The following is a 17,609-nucleotide window of genomic DNA, read 5'->3' as shown; positions in this document are numbered from 1 at the left end:
ATGAAAATTTATAGCACCAATTATCAAAACACGTTTATAAAAGTGGCCGACGATTGTCCGGCGGCAAACGGCGAAACTCCGCCCGTAAAAGGCGACACGAAGACAGTAGCTAGTATGCAATTTGATTTGGTGAGTAAAAACCCTTACCAGTTTACTTCCGACGAGGTATTTTTCCAGGTTTTTGCCGACCGCAGCGGTTTAACCCCCAGCGAGTACCCAGAAGCAAGAGCACGTTTTTTCTCTAAAGGGCAACCTTGTTTCCGGGCATCGCCGCTAGCCAAGCGCTATGGGTGGGGCATTCACAGCGACCAACACGGCAAAGTAGCTCTTTACGGTTGCGAAACCCCTGAATACGAAAAGCTCGCCAATAACCCGGCGCTTACCGTTGTAAAAGCCATGAGAACCAGTAAGTAATTTTATAATACTTAATACTAGTTGCCGTACCATTGCAGCCCTTGTTAGCTGAAGATGGCATTAATCTACCATTATGCCGATTTATTCGTATATTTGCCAACGTAAGCAGTAGGTCCTTTTTATGTGATATAAAATTTCTTTCCGGGAAAATAGATAGGCTACCCCGAGTGGTTGGCCGGATTGTTTTATTTTTTTTAAGAAAGAGATAATGCTTACTATCCAAAACCTCACTTATATTCATCCGAATAAAGATTTATTATTAGATAATTTAAATCTTTCTCTTACCAAACACGATAAAGCGGCGTTAATTGGCAATAACGGCACCGGAAAATCTACCCTTCTTAAAATAGCGGCAGGTATTTTATCACCTGCATCAGGTACAGTGCATGTGGCAGCTACACCGTATTACGTTCCCCAACTTTATGGGCAATACAATCACCTACGTATTGCCCAAGCGTTAAAGATTGAAGAAAAGTTAACAGCCTTTTACCAAATTCTGGAGGGTGATGTAACGGAAACGAACCTGGCTATGCTGAATGACGACTGGACCCTGGAGGAACGGTGTACTGAAGCTTTGGCGTACTGGGGCTTGGCAGCTTTAGATTTAAACCAGCCCATGCAAACGTTGAGTGGCGGACAAAAAACCAAAGTTTTCCTGGCAGGCATCTTCATTCATCAACCCGAGCTAATTTTACTCGACGAGCCCAGCAATCACCTGGATACTAGCGGTCGGCAATTATTGTACAAATTTATTCAATCAAGTTCCAGTACTTTATTGGTAATAAGCCACGACCAAAAACTGCTGAACTTACTTAACCCGGTTTTAGAATTAAGCAAACGCGGCATAACGGTATACGGCGGCAATTACGATTTTTACGCTGAACAAAAAACCATAGAAAGTCAGGCACTAAATCAGGATGTACGCAGCAAAGAAAAAGCCCTGCGTAAAGCCAAAGACCTGGAACGCGAAACCGCTGAACGGCAGCAAAAACTGGATGCCCGGGGCAAGAAAAAGCAGGAAAAAGCCGGTATTTCCCGAATCATGATGAACACTCTGAGAAATCAGGCAGAAAACAGTACATCGCGGTTAAAAGGCATTCACGCCGAAAAAGTGGGCACTATTTCACAGAATTTACACGAGTTGCGTAAAGACTTATCCGACACCGACAAAATAAAATTTGGCTTCGATCAATCTAGGCTGCACCGTGGAAAAATATTATTTACAGCTAAAGAATTAAATTACTGTTACCAGGAGCAACTACTTTGGCAACAGGGTTTAACTTTTCAGATTACCAGTAGCGAGCGCATTGCAATTAAAGGTTCTAACGGTTCGGGCAAAACCACTTTAATCCGGATAATTTTAGGAGAACTGGCCCCCCAAATGGGCACGGTGCAAAGAGCCGGCAATCAAGCGGTGTACATCGATCAGGACTATACTTTAATTAAAAATAACCTTACAGTGTACGAGCAGGCTCAATTGTTTAATTCTACGGGCTTACAGGAACACGAGATTAAGATTCGGCTTAACCGTTTCTTGTTTACCAAAGACGATTGGGAAAAACCCGATAGTGCTTTAAGCGGTGGAGAAAAAATGCGCCTTATGCTTTGCTGCCTCACCATTAGCAACCAAGCACCTGATATGATTGTACTGGATGAACCTACCAATAACTTAGACATCCATAATATCCAAATTTTAATTACTGCCCTTCATGATTACCAAGGAACTTTGCTGGTAGTATCGCACGACGAGTATTTTTTAGAACAAATACACATAGAGCGAACAATTAGTTTATTCTAAAAAATACTTTAGGCAGAGTTTTATATTTTAACAGCTGGCTAATTTTTTTAAATTAAATAACGTTGCTTCTACCCGGGTGTTTGATTGCTATTAAAGATTTTTAAAAAATGGAATACAGGACAGTCCGTACTATTAATTCTTTAGCGCAACGGATAAGCGACATCCTACATTCTGGTGTTTACGCCGGAAATACTGGTAATAAACAGAAAGAACACCCTTATCTGAATATTAGTTAAGCTAAGCACAACCTTAAAGTAACCATCGGGGCTAATCAAAATGAGTTATTGTTGCAACCTGTTACATTGAATATATTGCCTTAAGTAAATATATTGTTGCAACAAACAACAATGACAAGGTTATTATTTGTAACGCGTTATAATGATATCATCTCAGGATTAAGATTTTAACCGATAAATAAAAGTTTTTGATATAAGCCAGTTTATTAGAATAATTTTAAATTTAAAGGCATCACTAACCCTACGCATTATGGATGAAATTAAGAAAGAAGATATTAAACAAGAAGTATTTGACCTCTACGACGACTACGCGCACAACCGGGTAGATCGCCGCGAGTTTATGCAACAGTTATCTGCCTACGCGGTGGGCGGTATTACAGTAGCCTCTCTCATGAGTTTTCTCATGCCCGATTACCAGGGTGGCATTCAAACTAAACCCGACGATCCGCGCTTAAAATCCGAGTACGTCAATTATTCTTCTCCCAAGGGTGGTAAAACCATTAAAGCTTTATTATCCCGGCCAGCCGATGCCAAAAAGAAACTGGGTGGTATTGTGGTGGTACACGAAAACCGGGGCTTAAATCCGCACATCGAAGATGTAGCGCGCCGGGCTGCTTTGGCCGGTTTTGTGGCTATTGCGCCCGATGCTTTAACTCCCCTGGGCGGCTATCCGGGTAACGACGACCAGGGCCGGGAGCTGCAAAGTAAACGCGACCGCAACGAAATGTTAGAAGATTTTATCGCAGCGTACGATTTTTTAAAAAATCACAAAGATTGCAACGGTAAAGTAGGTGTAGTTGGCTTTTGCTTCGGCGGCTGGATCGCTAACATGATGGCCGTACGCATTCCGGATTTGGCCGCTGCTGTGCCATTCTACGGTGGTCAGCCGGCTGCTGAAGATGTACCTAAAATAAAGGCGCCGCTCCTGCTCCACTACGCCTCCCTCGATACCCGGGTAAACGAAGGCTGGCCTGCTTACGAAACTGCCTTAAAAAATAATAACAAACCATACACCGCGTACATGTACGAAAACGCTAACCACGGCTTCCATAACGACACCACGCCGCGCTACGACAAAGCTGCCGCCGAACTCGCCTGGAAACGTACCATCGACTTTTTTACCGACAAGTTGAAGTAGATCTTTTAAATTTAACCCTTGCTCTAACTAACGTATAGCCATTTTTCCAGAAGAAAGAATGGCTATTTTTTTAAAAACTTATGCAATAAAACCTCTTTTGCAAAGAATAACCGCAAACAGCATCAGGTTGCCACCGTATAAAACACAACTAATCTCTTTTTAAAGAAAATTTAAAATCAGGTTTATGGTTGAACTGCTAGCCGATTTCCCGCCGCATGTAGCTGCTTACAAAGCCTCGGGAGAGGTGCATAAAGACGAATATGAAAAAGTAGTGATGCGGAGAGTGGATGAAGTGGCGGCAAAATATGATAAGATTAACTTTTTGGTACGCTTGGAAACTGGTCTGGAAGAGTACAGCTTAGCCGCTTTTTTAAATTATCTAAAGGTTAGCTTCGAACATATTACCCGCTGGAACCGGATGGCTATTGTGTCGGATCAAAAATGGGTGCGCCTGGCCTACGATGCCTTAAGCCCGCTGGTGCCCGGAGAAATAAACTCTTATGAGTTAAAAGATTATAAAACGGCCAAACAGTGGGTATCAGCACCGCTATCCGAAAACGAAAACCAAATAAAATGAAGCTAGTTACTACCATTGTAGCCGGTATCGTGGGCACTACCGTCATGACGGCGTTTAGTTATGCTGTATCTGCCCTTAAAAAAGAAAACTTTAAAGAACCGGAACTTTTAAATTTACTCCTACAAAATCAACCCGACCGTGATAAAGCTAGGCCCAACCACTTTGCCGGCTGGTTGCTGCACTACTCCGTGGGTGGCGTTTGGGCCGGTGTTTATAGCCTTAGTTTGCAGGCGCTACACCAAAAGCCCCAAAATAAACAGGCGCTAGTATTTGGTTTAATTAGCGGGGTATCCGGGGTACTTATCTGGAAGTCGGTATTAAAATTACATACCAATCCTCCTAAAATTGCTTATCAGCAATTTTACCAACAATTATTCTTGGCGCATATGCTGTTTGCGTTTGCTACCTCTAAAACGTTAAATTATCTACCGGAAAAGGAGTGATTAACAAGGATCAATTCCTTATCATTGCATTTGGATGAGTAATATTACTTTATTTCAAACTCCGTGCCTCCGCTACTTGGGCGGCAGTAGTTCCACTTTTTATATTTCCAAACTCCGACCGGATATAGGTTACTACTTCGGCCAATTGCTGGTCGTTTAAGAAATGGAAGGCGGGCATTTGGCTTTCGGAACCTTCGGTCTTTTTACTGCCGGAGGAGCCTTTTAAGATAAATGGGATGAGGTCTTTTGGTTCCCCGCTTACCTTTCCGGAACTCCGCAGGGATGGAAAAGTACCGGCGACCCCATTGCCATCGGCTTTATGGCAGGAAGCGCAATATTGTTGGTAAACTACCTGACCGGCTGGCAATGCAGCTTCAGAAACAGAATTTGCCGGTGTTGCTGTTACAAAATTCTGCGGAGCCGTTGCCAGGTTAAGTTTATCTTTATCCGTTATTTTAAAAATCCGGATAATCCGGTCATCGGTGGGTTGGGGAAATCCGGGACCCGGATTCCAGTCGCGGTTGCTGGTCGAAACGTAAACATCGCCCGCCGGCGAAACGCAAACATCCCGCAAACGCCCGTACTGCTGGTCCAGCAAAATCTTTTCGGACACTACCGCGGTGCCTTCTTTATTTAATTGAAGTACCCGTAAATCGCTTTCTTTAAGGGTGGTGAGTAACAACGAATTCTGAAGCTCTGGTATAGAATTTTTACTATAAAAATCCATCCCGGCCGGAGCAATGGTAGGTGTCCAGGCCTTCAGAGGTTCGGTAATGGTATGGGCAGTATGATACGCTTTTTCTTCCGGCAGGTCAACAAAGCCTTGTACCTGGGGCCACCCGTAGTTGTGCCCTTTCTGAATTATATTTACTTCATCGTCGGTGGCATCGCCGTGTTCGGCGATATACAGCATTCCATTGGGATTATATACCATTCCCTGCGGCACCCGGAAACCACTGGCCCAAACCGGACTTCCTTTTACCGGGTTATCCGCCGGAATGGTACCATCTATATTCAGGCGCAGCACTTTGCCGCTTAATAAATTAGTATCCTGGGCATTAGTGGCTTCGGCTCCATCGCCGGTAGCCCACATAATTTTTCCGTCCGAAGCAATAACCACCCGCGAACCCATGTGCCCGTAATAAGCCGGAAATTCTAATAAAATTTTTGGCTGGGTTAAAGCCTCGTGGGAATAAGTATAGCGTACCAGTTTAGAAAAGATAACTTCTCCCTTCAGGTAAGTATAGTTCACAAAAACGTAAGGCCACTTTTTCATATTCGGGTGAAGCGCCATGCTTAGTAAACCCAGCCTTTTGCGGTAAACATCGGTTATTTTTACTAAAACCTTTTTCTCCCCGGTTACTGGGTTTATTTTGCTAATGGTGCCATCCTGTTCGGTGCACCAAATCTGGTTATCGGGCCCCCAGGTTATTTCCCAGGGTACATTCAGGTTGGTAATAATAGTGCTCACCCCCAGCCTGGTAGAATCTACCGTAATTACCCGCTCTACCGGCCACTTAAAATTTATATTGGTTGCCGTAGTATTTCGGGATAGACTACTTTGCTTACGGCACCCGCTACCCATAAGGCAACAATAGAGCACGCAGCTAAGCAAGAAACCCTTTTTAAGAATATGCATGATTTTTTAAAATTTTCGAATTTTAGAGAAATTGAGCTGGCAGTTGCCTAAATTAATTTGCCTGACCTACCAAATTTTCTACTAAAGAAGCTTTAAGAATATATAAGTACCTGGACAAAAAGAAGTATCTATTTTCACTCGCCGCTTTCATAGGAAAACAACCACCCCTACCCCTCCTAAACTTAGGAGAGGAGCTTTTACCCCAACTTAATATCTATAATTGTGTTTCTTTACTTATTCTGGATGAAGGAACAGGTAAAAGCATCCTGGCCTCATTTCTAATTCATAATTTCTATTTTTGATTTCGCGAAGCGGCGTCCTAATAATTTGCTTCGTTAAAATATTGGTAAAATACTTCGCCTAATTTTTCGCCTAATGCTTCCCAATCTTTACCAAAAGGTTGTTTTTTCAGGCTCGCAATCCAATCGTAATTAAACTCATACACCAGGGCTTCAATGCCAAAGCGCTCCAGCAAACCCTCACCCAGAGTACCCGGATTTTTAAAATTACTGCCGGTGCTGCCTTCGGTAAACCAGGTATGGCGGCGCAATTGCGCTTCCAATATTTTCATGTTGGCCAGGTACTTTTCCAGGTTTCCAGCGGGGCGGCTGATATGGATGTTGCCGTAATTGTCGTTGTGCAGATCGATGGCCAGATGCGGTCTTTTGCCTTGTTTTATCATAGTTTTAAACCAGTTTTCCAGGGCGTAATTCTCCGGAGAATAAAAAGCATCGGCGGGTTTGTCCCATTTCCGGTTTAAATCCATGCCCAGGCCATTAAACCGCGACCGGCCCCGGGCTACTGCATCTTTATTAGCCATAGGCATAATGTACAGGCAATATTTTTTTAAATAACGGGCCGCATTCTGGTCGCCTTTCAACAAACTGCGGATTAAACCCTGAACTACCCAATTGCCGCCGGCTTCAAAACCGTGGGCCCGGGCGCGTAAAAAAATGCGGTAAGGGGCAGTGGGGTTTCCCAACCGTATTATTTCCAGTGGTCGCCCTTCTACTGTTTTACCAATGGTACTTATTTGCACCAGCGGTTTATTTTTAATCTCGGCTAATAATTTTTCCAGGTCGCTGATGCGGTAGGGTTCCACGGAGGCAACGTACATTTCTTTGGCTTCCATGGGCAGTTTCACTTTTAAGCGGTTGTTACTAATTACTTCCGTAGGAATAGTTTTCCAGTTAATACCATCCACCGAAACATAGCAATTGGTTTTTTCCGATAAAGGCGTGGCCCACCTCCCATTCCAGACATTATCAAAATTTTGTAAGATTAACGTTTGCGTAGAGCCGGGTTTAGCCTGTACCTGAAAATGGAAGTGGCTGTTGGCCTGGTTCGTAGAAGAACGCTCATGATCGTAAACGAGGCTAATCTGTACTACGCCCGTTGAATCTACCATGTAATTTAGTGGAGAAGCATTCTCGAAATTAGTATTTATAAACTCAAAACTATTTTGTACCGAATCCGGATGAAGATTGAGGGAAGGATTAATTTTACGTTTGCCTGAACCATATAAAGTACTGGCACCCGCAAATGAAAAAAACAGAAAGTTACCCTGGCAAATAAATAAGAGCAGGATTACCCATTTTTTAAAAATTTTAGCCGGAAGCACCATAGATTTAGATTTTTGAGAAAGGCTTTGATTTAGCTGAATTAGGAAATAGAATTTTCAGGAAATGGGTAATTAGGCCTGCTGGTTTAAAAGCAGTAAATTATTGCACTTAAACCGGCAGGCATATTTTAAATTTTTAAAATTTTCTAGAAAGTATAACCCGGATTTTGCGGAATGCCTTCCGGATTTACATTTATCTGGCTCTGCGGCACCGGAAATACCAGGTGATGTTCGTCTATGGTTAAGGTGCCATTAAAATGCGCGTTCATTACGGGTATGGCCCGGTCGGTGCGCACCAAATCAAACCAGCGGTGGCCTTCAAAGGCTAATTCTACTTGTCTTTCATGCTCCAACGCCGAAGAGAAAGACTCATACGTTAAGCCGGTAGGTAGCGCTTCCAGACCGGCCCGGTTCCGGACGGCATTTACCACATCGTAGGCTTCCTGGCTTGGCCCTTGGTTTAATGCGTTTAAGGCTTCGGCGTACATTAATAAAACATCGGCGTAGCGCAGCACCACCCAGTTGTTATCGGCATCGGCGGCAGCAAAAGGCTGCAGGTCGCGGTATTTAATGGTGTACTTATCTTCCACCGCAACGCCATTTTTTACATAGCTTTCGGCCATGGAACTAGCCTTACGCAAATCATGGGGTTCGTAGGCGTTGGCTATATCGGCGGTTGGCAAATTTTTACCGGAGGCAAATCCAACTCCCGTAACGGCGGTTTCGGAATTCCAGGGGGCAAATTGGTTATAGAAATTACTTCCGGTACCGGTACCGCCTTTTTTAAATTGCACCTCAAAAATAGATTCCACATTATTTTCGTTGGCTGGCCCCCATAAATTAGCGTAGTCCGGAACCAGCTGGAAGGTACCCGAACTAATAACTTCTTTTAATTTAGCGGCGGCCGCGGCGTAATCTTTTTGCGTGAGGTATACTTTCCCCAGTAAAGCTAAAGCGGCTCCTTTGGTTGCCCGGCCAATATCGTTGCCGGTAAATTTATCGGGTAAGCTTTGGGTCGCTTCCGTTAAATCTTTAACAATTTGTTCGTAAATTAAAGCTTTGGCAACTCGCGGCTGCTGGTAGCCTTCTTCCACCGATTTTGTTTCTTTTAGTACCAAGGGCACATCCCCGAAAATCCGGACTAGGTTAAAGTACATCAGGCCACGCAGGAATTTTACTTCCCCCAGATATTGGTTCTTCAGGGCTTCGTCCATGGTAACGGCAGCAATCCGGTCCTGAACCACGTTGCATAATAAAATACCGCGGTAATTATCGTTCCAGGCTGCGGTAATAATGCTGTTAGAAGCGGCCGTTTTAAATAAATCGATTTCGGCATCCGGAAAATTACCGGCTACATCCATGTTCATGGTATTATCGCTTCGTACTTCGCCCATTTGCCAGTAAGCGGTGCGATACTGCCCTTCCAGTTGTAAGGCCGAGTAGGCCGCATTAACGGCTACCTGCATATCTTGGGCATTGCGGTAAAAGTTTTGCACGTTGGCGTTAGAAATAGGGGCTAATTCCAGAAAATCATCGCTGCAGGAACTTAACAATATGCTCATCAGGCCCAGCATATATATCTTATTTTTCATTATCATTTTTTTAAATTTTTTAAATTCCCGGTATTAAAAAGTGATGTTTAAGCCTAAAGTAAAGGTTCGGGCAACCGGGTAGCCATTATAATCTACCCCCGGCGTTAAGGGGCTGGTACCCTGGAAACTTTGCTCGGGGTTGTAGCCTAAATACTTGGTAAAGGTAAAGGCGTTTTGTACGCTGAAAGAAAGGCTGCCATTTTGGGCCCGGACATACTTAAATACTTTTTCCGGCAAACGGTACCGTAAGTTAATATTCCGGATGCGGAGGAAAGAAGCATCTTCTACCAGCAAAGAAGAAACATACGATAAATTACCGCCGGTAGGCACTACATTCGCCCGCGGGGTTTTGCCATCGCCCGGATTTTCCGGCGACTGCCAGCGGTTTAAAACATCCCGGCGGCTATAGCTGCCACTTACCAAACCAATATTTCTTCGGGAGCCGTTTAAAAGCTCAAAGCCTTCGGCGCCATCTATCAGCACGCTTAAACTAAAATCTTTATAGCCAAATGTATTGGTAAAGCCATACGTAAAATCCGGTTGGTTATCCCCGATAATGGTTACATCTGCCCCGGTAATTTGGCCGTCGCCGTTTACATCGTGGTATTTTAAGTCGCCGGGTTTAGAGCCACCCACTCCGCGCACGGCCGGGCTGTTATCCACGTCGGCCTGGTTCTGGTAAATGCCAATAACTTCGTAACCATAGAAACTGCCAATAGGGCTGCCAATTTGCGTGATATGCGTATTGGGGCTGAAAGAAGGACTTTTAGAAATAATCGGGTCGCCGGATGGCCCTAAAGCCAATACCTTGTTTTTATTAAACGAAATATTAAAATCAGTATTCCAGGTAAACGCATTCACCAGGTTTTTTGAGTTCAGGGCAAACTCCCAGCCTTTATTATTTATTTTACCGATGTTCTGTAAAGCGGTGGTATAACCCGTGGACGATGGTACCGGCACACTTAATAATAAATCGGAAGTATTTTTATTATAATAGTCTACTGTTAGGAACAGGCGGTTTTTAAGCAGGCCAATATCTACCCCTAAATCTAACTGGTCCATTTTTTCCCAGCTTAAATTTTGATTGCTGATACTGGTAGGCTGCAATCCGTTAACAATAGTACCGGTGCCCGGGCCAAATACATACCGGGTAGCCGACAAGAGGCCAATATGGTTGTAATTACCAATGGTGTTATTACCGGCTAAACCGTAACTGGCCCTGATTTTAAAATCGCTCACGGGTGTTACATGGCTCATAAAATTTTCCTGGGCAATATTCCATCCTACCGAAGCCGAAGGGAAGGTACCCCATTTATTGCCCGCTCCAAACCTCGAAGAACCATCTTGCCGCACGGTGGCGGTAAATAAATATTTAGATTTGTAGCTGTAATTAACCCGGCCCAGGAAAGACAATAAAGACCACTCCGCCATAGAAGTGCCTCCGGAAGTTACCTGCCCGGCATTCAGCGTCATTACCAAATCGTTCGGGAAGTTGGTGGCAAACATATTGGCGCTCTCGCCGCGCGCTTTCTGGTTGGTAAAACCTGCTAAAGCCGTAATGTTATGGTCATTAAAAGTACGGTCGAAGGTTAGCGTATTTTCGTTAAGCAAAATAATACCCCGGCTGGAACTAGCATTGGCAATAGGTATTACCGGAGCACTGGCACCATCTCGGCCTAAATCAGAAGGGTGATAAAAGTTGCTTCTGGAATCGGTATAATCAACACCCAGGCTGGTTTTAAAAGTTAAGCCTTTTACAATAGCGTACTCCCCGAAAAAAGTACCTAAGGTCCGGAAAGCCGCGGTTCCGCCTTTTATTTTATTTGCAATGGCCACCGGATTTTCAATAATACCGGTTACGTACGGCGACACGCCCAACTGGGTAGTATACGTACCATCGGGGTTATAAACCGGAATGGTGGGCGCCATAGACAAGGCCGCAGCCAGAATACCCCCGGTAAATACCTGGTCCTCTACGGGCAATACATCGTTGGTAGAATAAGAAGGCGCCAGGTTTACTCCTAATTTAATCTTATCCGATACCTTGGTATCCAGATTTACCCGGAAAGAATATCTCTCGAAGCCGGTTTTAAGCACCACGCCCTGCTGATTGAAATAACTGCCGGATATTAAAAACTGGGAATTTTCATTGCCACCAGATGCAGATAATTCATAATTCTGGATGGGAGCAGTCCGGAACACCTCGTCTTGCCAATCGGTACCTTTGCCCAGCGAGGCCGGGTCCGCAAACATCGGCGGAATTTTAAACCGGTCCGGCCGCACACTGTTGGGGTCGCTGGCGTTACCGCCGGCATCTACCCAGGCATTGTTCCGGGCTTCGGTGTTATACTCAGCGTATTCCCTAGCATTTAGCATGTCGATTTTATTCGCAACCTGCTGTACGCCATAGTAAGTATTTAAATTAATCCGGGTTTTGCCGGCTTTGCCTCTTTTGGTGGTAATAATAACTACCCCGTTGCTGCCCCTGGAACCATAAATAGCCGCCGAAGAAGCATCTTTTAAAATCTGGATGGATTCAATATCGTTGGGGTTAATGGTAGCCAGCGGGTTTAAATCGCGGTTGTAATCGCCTTCAATCGGGAAGCCATCTACCACGTAAAGCGGCTCGTTGCCCGCTCCGATAGAGCCCGTACCGCGAACCCGTACTGTTACCCCACCGCCCGGCGTGCCGGACCGCTGCGCCGCCTGCACCCCCGCCGCCTGACCCGCAATGGCCTGGTCGAGCCCGGCTAATGGCTGGTTCTCGATACTTTTGGTAGAAACGGTGGCTACTGCACTGGTAATATCTCCTCTTTGCTGGGTACCATAGCCCACTACTACCACTTCCTTCAAGCTCTGGGTGTCTTCTGTTAAAGTTACGTTTATTACCGCTTCTGAATTTACCGGAACTTCCCGGGTAATAAAACCAATAAACGAAAACACCAAAGTACCCGTGTTATCCGGTACATCTAAGGTATAACTGCCATCGGTGGCGGTGGTAGTGCCCACGGTAGTTCCCTTTACCAAAACGGTTACGCCGGGCAAAGTTTCGCCGGTAACCGATTTTACCACTCCCGAAACCCGGGCTGGCACCGGCTTTTTTAAACTTTGGTTATTCTGTTCGTTTTTTAAAATTTTGCTTTTTTGTTGCCGCAGGTGGATGTTGTTATTTATCTGTTTAAATTCCAGGTTGTTGCTGGCCGTTACCTGTTCCAGTATTTTTAACAGCGATTCGTTTTGCGCATTAACGGAGATGCGGCCTACCTGGTCTACCTCTTGCTCATCCAAGGTAAACCGGTAGGGAGTTTGGGTTTCGATGGCGGCTATAAATTCTTTTAAGGAAACGTTGGAGAGGTTTAAAGTAACCTTCGCTTTATTCAGGTTCTGCAAAGGAAGGTCCTCGGCCAGAACAATAGAAAAAGTAATTAGAAAAAGGAAAAGTCCGGGCAATAGGGTTTTTGCTACCCTCGGAAGTAGGTAGAGTAAGTTTAGTTTCATAAATTTGGGCTTAAGATTTTTATTATAATACCATGCCTTTTTAAGGGGTTTATGCGCCAACATAAGTACCTTAAGGGCCAGGCCGTCGGGTTTTAATTAAAACCTGACGGCTATTTTTTAAATTTATTCCTGCATAGGCCAAGCGGGTTAGTTAAAGTGTATCACTATTTTATTTTCTTTTTTCTCGAAGGTAAAATCTTTCACGAAGCTGATGCCGGTTAGCACATCTTCCAGCGCCTGGTTGTTATACTCGCCGGTGTAATTCCATTCTGCGGTTTTTTCCGGAACTTTACCCGCTAATTCAATTGGTATGCCGTACCAGTTTTCTAAGCGGCTAACTACTTCCGTCAGGCTGGCCTGATTAAAGAATAAAATACCCCGGCGCCAGCCCAAAATCACGCGGGCATCGTAGGGTTGCAGCTCAAAACGGGCAGTCTTTTTATCGTAAATCAACTGCTGGTTTGGCCTGAGTTTCGTGAGCTCGGTTTTATTTTGATTGATTTCCTGGTCAATCCGGACCACTCCGGTGGCGAGGGCTACCACTATGTAGGGGGCATTATTGCGGTAATTAATGTTAAAGGAAGTGCCTAAGGCCTGCGTGGCAATAGGTCCGGTTTTTACAATAAAAGGCCGCGATTTATCTTTGGCTACTTCAAAAAAAGCTTCGCCGGTTAAAGTAATTTCCCGGGCATCATCCGGAAAATGTTGCCGGTATACCACTTTGCTACTCCCGTTTAAGGTTATCGTGGACCCATCTTCTAAGGATATGGTTTTTCTAACGCCCGGCAAGGTTTCGGCTATTACCATTTGGGCGGCATTGCGCTCACTTATGTAATAATGCACCACCACAGTTAATAAACAGATAGGCAATAAAATAGCCGCCGCCATTTTATACCATTTCTTCCACTCTATTTTCCCTGCAAGCTTTTCTGTTTCCTTATTTATTTCAGAACCGGCTACCCGCATTTCAGGGTAGTTTTGGTGCATGGAAGCTTTTATTCTGGCTAATATTTCGGTTGGGTTGTGGTCGTTTGTTGGTTGGCTGGTTTCCTGTTCCCACATTTTAGCCAGTTCCTGCTCCTGGTGGGCATTTAGCTCCTCGTTCCGAAACCACTCCAGCACCTCTTGCTCCTCGGCCGGGGTACATTCGTTTTTAAAGAACCTTTCTAGCTTTTGGCTGTCCATCAAATTTTCCTGCTTTTATATCAATACAATCAAATCAGGTCCGGCACCACCTCTCTTTTAAAATATTTTTTCGGTTTAGATATTCTTTTTTTAATTTAACCAACCTGTTTTACAAACTTTTAAAATAATCCGGCTTTGGTTAAAGCAAAATAGGGAAGTGCGCCCGGAACAGTCTTATTTTTCTAAAATTTGCTCCGGTTTAAAATCTACTATTTCGGTTGGCTGAAGGTTTTTTTTAAAAATTGCTTTTCCTGCTACAGAATAAGGGCGGCTAAAAGTAAAAATTTTAAAATTGGTTTAGTGATGAATTAAAAAAATGCAATCGGAGCCTAAAAACTATTCGGTAGAAGATGTTTATGAACTGGTTAAAGGGAATGAAGCCGCCTTTGACAAGCTTTATTTTTGCCTGGAACCCAAAGTTTATGCTTTTGCCTTAAAACTGGTTCGCAATAAAGAGGAAGCTGAAGAAGTGGTGCAGGAGGTATTCCTGAAAGTCTGGGAAAAACGAGCCTCCATTCAACCAGAATCCGGCATTGATAGCTACCTCTTTACGATTGCCAAAAACCTGGTATATAACAAGGCCAAACGGCGGGTGTATGCGCATGCCTACCATAAATACCTAGCAGCCAAAGATTACGCCGAGAGCTCTACCGAAAACCAAATACGGTACAATGAACTGAGCCAGCAGGTGAAGGATTTAATCGAATCGCTGCCCCCGGTACGCCAACAAGTTTTTACCTTAAGCCGCCTGGAAGGCTTCAGTAACCAGGAAATTGCCCAGAAACTAAATACCAGCAACAGCAACATCGAAAACCACCTGAACAAAGCCCTCCGCCTGTTTAAAACAGCCATCGCCAAAACCTTACTGTTCCAATTGTTTCTGCTATGGGGTGGTTCGGAATGGTTTAAGTAGTTGGTTGAAGTAACTTTTTAAAAATCTTATTTCAAATATAATGCAGATAAGCGTATGTTATTTTTTATATCTGCTAGTTAGGGGTAATTAACAACATTTGAATTCAATGAGTGGATTTGATAATTTAATCAAGACAGCAGACGAATGTATTCCTTTCTATACCTCTCATCTTGATAAGCTTAGAAGCTTTTTGGAGGCACAAAAGGAGGCAAAATCCTTGATTGCTGTTACTTCTCCTGAAGCTAATCTAAATATATTTTCAGAATTGGAAAATCTTAACGGAGTGAATGCTTTGATTACAATCTCACTCCTTGATTTACTAGTTGTATGTAAACATTTGTGTATTGTTAAACAGCCTTGGGAACGAGCCTACTTTATAAAAAATGGATATTTGATTATAAATGAAACTTTAGAAACATATAGTCAGAGCCAACAGCCTGTTTTAAGAGGAATTATCAACTCTAACTACCCGAGTTTCTTGCCTGACTTCAATAATATTTTTTCAACAATAAAAAAGTTTAGAAAAGAACATGATTTGAAAACTATTAAAGGAATTAGGAATACAATAGCTGGCCATATAGACAAAGACTTTTGCTTATACTATGATACAACTTTAAAGCTTGATGGTGAGGCAGCGGGAAATACTATTTCTGCATTTCTTAATATATTAAGGCAGTTGCAAGACTTCCTTACTAAGTTAACATTGTTTGCAAATATCAAAATTAAAGAAGAAAGTATGCAGACAGAACAATCAATTAATAATTTAAAAAATAAAATAGAAGAACTCTTTTCTAAATTTGATAAGCTTAAAAAAGAAAATAAAAACCACTAACAAGGTATAAACGTCAGTCTTCGGCCTACAGCCTTGCCCGCCGCTTATACTAAACGTTGGGCGTAATGCTAAGGATTGCTGGCTGATAAATTTGACAAAGTTGTATATTTGGTAAAAGAATCATAAATGCCAAACTTATACATCATATCTGGCTGTAATGGGGCAGGAAAAACAACAGCTTCTTTTACTGTTCTTCCTGAAATGCTTGATTGCCGTGAATTTGTTAATGCAGATGAAATTGCCCGTGGGCTTTCTCCGTTTCAGCCGGAAAAAGTTGCTGTTGAAGCAGGAAGAATAATGCTGCACCGCATTGGCGAACTACTTAAAAAGCAAGAAGACTTTGCTATAGAAACTACACTTGCCACAAGAAGCTATGTGCAGACAATCAAGAAAGCCAAGGAAAAGGACTACAGCATTGCTTTGGTTTACTTTTGGTTAAACTCTCCTGAATTGGCGATTGCCAGGGTAAAAAGAAGAGTATCGGAAGGCGGACATAATATCCCAGAAGAAATTATCCGTAGAAGATATAAGAAAGGGATACAAAATCTTTTTAAGCTATTCATCCCTATATGCAACTACTGGATACTGATTGATAATTCACAGAATCCATATAAAATAGTAGCAGAAGGACAAGAAGACCAAGAACTAAACATCCAAAGTGAACAGATTTGGACTAAATTAAAGACTCTGAGCAATGAATAAAGGCAAATTAAATACCACAGACCTGAGAAGCAAAATTTTAAAAGGAATTGATTTGGCAGTTGAACGGCTTATCCGCAAGAAACAAAAAGAGGATGGAGAACTTGTTTTCTCACAAAACGGGCAAGTTGTTGTTGTTAAAGCTAAAGATTTAACAACTGAATAAAAAAGCACTTCACACAATGGTTTGTATATACAAAACCCTTGCTCCGCTGCTGGCTCTGCATATACAAACCGTTGGCTGTAACCTTAAAATAAAATTAACTTCAGAATGAAGGGTATCAATATGACAATAGGAATAGTAATAGGATTTACAGTAATTATATTCTTAGGATTTTTGATGCTCAAAGGTAGAACTACCCAAGCCTCGCCTAACATCTCCGACAAAGTTCTTGAAACTAAAAACCAAACAGTTCCAGATTTGCCTGTAGGGTTTGGCTATAAATGTATGTGGTTTGCAGTCAAGACAGATGACAAAGCTAAGATTGCTAGAATTCTGGGAATAAAGAATGTAAAGGAGTGCAATTGGAAAGTTGGAATAGAAAAGGCATATGCTGGTTCTATTTTTATCACACCAGCTATAGATGGCTGGACATTGTCTTGTGGTGTGGGACTTCCTCACGACGGAAGTGAAGAAAGTATTTATGAAGTAAAAGAGCTACTACAGATTTTAAGTAAAGAATTCGGGGAAGCGCAGTTTTTCAGCACTCACCGAATTGTGGAATATCATTGCTGGATGAAAGCAACAGATGGAAAAGTGTCTCGAGTTTATTCATATTTAGGTGAATCAGGAGAAAATATTTTAATTGAAGGCACTCCAATTGGTTTTGAAAAGTCACTAAAACTCGCCAATACCTTTTCTGACGAAGCGAAAGACAATAAATATTTTGAAAGAGAAGATATAACTTGGGCAGATGAAGAGTTGGTGATGAAGATTGCGGGGGAATGGAGTATCGACCCTTCCCAGCTGGATAAAAGGAAAGATGTTGCTCCAAGCTTAGGCTTACTTGGACAAAAGTAAAAA

General features: G+C 43.0%; 15 protein-coding genes. 10 read left to right on the top strand and 5 right to left on the bottom strand.

Annotated elements, in window-relative coordinates:
- From HUW51_RS10905 to HUW51_RS10885, 5 genes are all read left to right on the top strand, one after another.
- On the top strand, window positions 1-414 hold the full coding sequence (locus HUW51_RS10905) for a DUF6157 family protein (protein ID WP_185274063.1): 414 nt from the start codon (window positions 1-3) through the stop codon (window positions 412-414).
- Between the two features lie 208 nt (window positions 415-622).
- Window positions 623-2,212 (top strand): ribosomal protection-like ABC-F family protein, encoded by a 1,590-nt coding sequence (gene abc-f / locus HUW51_RS10900; RefSeq protein WP_185274062.1) that lies wholly within the window; start codon window positions 623-625, stop codon window positions 2,210-2,212.
- 486 nt (window positions 2,213-2,698) lie between these two features.
- Window positions 2,699-3,586, top strand: a complete 888-nt coding sequence (locus tag HUW51_RS10895; RefSeq protein WP_185274061.1) for a dienelactone hydrolase family protein — start codon at window positions 2,699-2,701, stop codon at window positions 3,584-3,586.
- Window positions 3,587-3,770: 184 nt separating this feature from the next.
- Window positions 3,771-4,163 (top strand): SpoIIAA family protein, encoded by a 393-nt coding sequence (locus HUW51_RS10890; protein ID WP_185274060.1) that lies wholly within the window; start codon window positions 3,771-3,773, stop codon window positions 4,161-4,163.
- Window positions 4,160-4,606 carry a DUF6789 family protein gene (locus tag HUW51_RS10885; protein ID WP_185274059.1) on the top strand — a complete coding sequence of 149 codons (447 nt, stop codon included), beginning with the start codon at window positions 4,160-4,162 and terminating at the stop codon, window positions 4,604-4,606. Before HUW51_RS10890 ends, HUW51_RS10885 begins: the two co-directional genes overlap by 4 nt.
- A 49-nt stretch (window positions 4,607-4,655) precedes the next feature.
- Here the strand turns inward: HUW51_RS10885 and HUW51_RS10880 are convergent, their stop codons facing one another.
- From HUW51_RS10880 to HUW51_RS10860, 5 genes are all read right to left on the bottom strand, one after another.
- Entirely contained in the window at window positions 4,656-6,191 is a 1,536-nt protein-coding gene (locus tag HUW51_RS10880) for a PQQ-dependent sugar dehydrogenase (RefSeq protein ID WP_185274058.1), read from the bottom strand.
- 373 nt (window positions 6,192-6,564) lie between these two features.
- The gene (locus tag HUW51_RS10875) at window positions 6,565-7,869 is read right to left on the bottom strand and encodes a M14-type cytosolic carboxypeptidase (protein WP_185274057.1); all 1,305 of its coding nucleotides are present in this window, start codon (window positions 7,867-7,869) and stop codon (window positions 6,565-6,567) included.
- Between the two features lie 143 nt (window positions 7,870-8,012).
- Entirely contained in the window at window positions 8,013-9,458 is a 1,446-nt protein-coding gene (locus HUW51_RS10870; RefSeq protein ID WP_185274056.1) for a RagB/SusD family nutrient uptake outer membrane protein, read from the bottom strand.
- A 33-nt stretch (window positions 9,459-9,491) separates the two neighbouring features.
- The gene (locus HUW51_RS10865; protein WP_185274055.1) at window positions 9,492-12,956 is read right to left on the bottom strand and encodes a SusC/RagA family TonB-linked outer membrane protein; all 3,465 of its coding nucleotides are present in this window, start codon (window positions 12,954-12,956) and stop codon (window positions 9,492-9,494) included.
- Window positions 12,957-13,103: 147 nt separating this feature from the next.
- The gene (locus HUW51_RS10860; RefSeq protein ID WP_228467043.1) at window positions 13,104-14,141 is read right to left on the bottom strand and encodes a FecR family protein; all 1,038 of its coding nucleotides are present in this window, start codon (window positions 14,139-14,141) and stop codon (window positions 13,104-13,106) included.
- 316 nt (window positions 14,142-14,457) lie between these two features.
- Between HUW51_RS10860 and HUW51_RS10855 the strand changes: the two genes are divergently transcribed.
- The 5 genes from HUW51_RS10855 to HUW51_RS10835 all read left to right on the top strand — a co-directional run bounded on the left by HUW51_RS10855 (window position 14,458) and on the right by HUW51_RS10835 (window position 17,606).
- A complete protein-coding gene (locus HUW51_RS10855; protein WP_185274053.1) occupies window positions 14,458-15,054 on the top strand; it encodes an RNA polymerase sigma-70 factor in 597 nt (198 codons plus the stop codon).
- A 106-nt stretch (window positions 15,055-15,160) separates the two neighbouring features.
- Window positions 15,161-15,886 (top strand): hypothetical protein, encoded by a 726-nt coding sequence (locus HUW51_RS10850; protein WP_185274052.1) that lies wholly within the window; start codon window positions 15,161-15,163, stop codon window positions 15,884-15,886.
- Window positions 15,887-16,012: 126 nt separating this feature from the next.
- A complete protein-coding gene (locus HUW51_RS10845) occupies window positions 16,013-16,588 on the top strand; it encodes a zeta toxin family protein (protein ID WP_185274051.1) in 576 nt (191 codons plus the stop codon).
- Window positions 16,581-16,751: a hypothetical protein gene (locus HUW51_RS10840; protein ID WP_185274050.1), complete on the top strand. Its 171-nt coding sequence runs from the start codon at window positions 16,581-16,583 to the stop codon at window positions 16,749-16,751. Before HUW51_RS10845 ends, HUW51_RS10840 begins: the two co-directional genes overlap by 8 nt.
- A 105-nt stretch (window positions 16,752-16,856) precedes the next feature.
- Window positions 16,857-17,606, top strand: a complete 750-nt coding sequence (locus HUW51_RS10835; protein WP_185274049.1) for a hypothetical protein — start codon at window positions 16,857-16,859, stop codon at window positions 17,604-17,606.
- The last annotated feature ends 3 nt before the right edge of the window (window positions 17,607-17,609 follow it).

Origin of the sequence: Adhaeribacter swui (assembly GCF_014217805.1) — a bacterium.
GTDB classification, from domain to species: Bacteria; Bacteroidota; Bacteroidia; order Cytophagales; family Hymenobacteraceae; genus Adhaeribacter; species Adhaeribacter swui.
Note: the sequence above shows the minus strand (reverse complement) of the source record. Positions and strands in the feature narration are given on the sequence as shown.

What these genes read in the sequence shown, in the direction of transcription:
- HUW51_RS10905 (WP_185274063.1), top strand. Translation starts at nt 1, where the DNA reads ATGAAAATTTATAGCACCAATTATCAAAACACGTTTATAAAAGTGGCC.
- abc-f (WP_185274062.1), top strand. Translation starts at nt 623, where the DNA reads ATGCTTACTATCCAAAACCTCACTTATATTCATCCGAATAAAGATTTA.
- HUW51_RS10895 (WP_185274061.1), top strand. Translation starts at nt 2,699, where the DNA reads ATGGATGAAATTAAGAAAGAAGATATTAAACAAGAAGTATTTGACCTC.
- HUW51_RS10890 (WP_185274060.1), top strand. Translation starts at nt 3,771, where the DNA reads ATGGTTGAACTGCTAGCCGATTTCCCGCCGCATGTAGCTGCTTACAAA.
- HUW51_RS10885 (WP_185274059.1), top strand. Translation starts at nt 4,160, where the DNA reads ATGAAGCTAGTTACTACCATTGTAGCCGGTATCGTGGGCACTACCGTC.
- HUW51_RS10880 (WP_185274058.1), bottom strand. Translation starts at nt 6,191, where the DNA reads ATGGGTAGCGGGTGCCGTAAGCAAAGTAGTCTATCCCGAAATACTACG.
- HUW51_RS10875 (WP_185274057.1), bottom strand. Translation starts at nt 7,869, where the DNA reads ATGGTGCTTCCGGCTAAAATTTTTAAAAAATGGGTAATCCTGCTCTTA.
- HUW51_RS10870 (WP_185274056.1), bottom strand. Translation starts at nt 9,458, where the DNA reads ATGAAAAATAAGATATATATGCTGGGCCTGATGAGCATATTGTTAAGT.
- HUW51_RS10865 (WP_185274055.1), bottom strand. Translation starts at nt 12,956, where the DNA reads ATGAAACTAAACTTACTCTACCTACTTCCGAGGGTAGCAAAAACCCTA.
- HUW51_RS10860 (WP_228467043.1), bottom strand. Translation starts at nt 14,141, where the DNA reads ATGGACAGCCAAAAGCTAGAAAGGTTCTTTAAAAACGAATGTACCCCG.
- HUW51_RS10855 (WP_185274053.1), top strand. Translation starts at nt 14,458, where the DNA reads ATGCAATCGGAGCCTAAAAACTATTCGGTAGAAGATGTTTATGAACTG.
- HUW51_RS10850 (WP_185274052.1), top strand. Translation starts at nt 15,161, where the DNA reads ATGAGTGGATTTGATAATTTAATCAAGACAGCAGACGAATGTATTCCT.
- HUW51_RS10845 (WP_185274051.1), top strand. Translation starts at nt 16,013, where the DNA reads ATGCCAAACTTATACATCATATCTGGCTGTAATGGGGCAGGAAAAACA.
- HUW51_RS10840 (WP_185274050.1), top strand. Translation starts at nt 16,581, where the DNA reads ATGAATAAAGGCAAATTAAATACCACAGACCTGAGAAGCAAAATTTTA.
- HUW51_RS10835 (WP_185274049.1), top strand. Translation starts at nt 16,857, where the DNA reads ATGAAGGGTATCAATATGACAATAGGAATAGTAATAGGATTTACAGTA.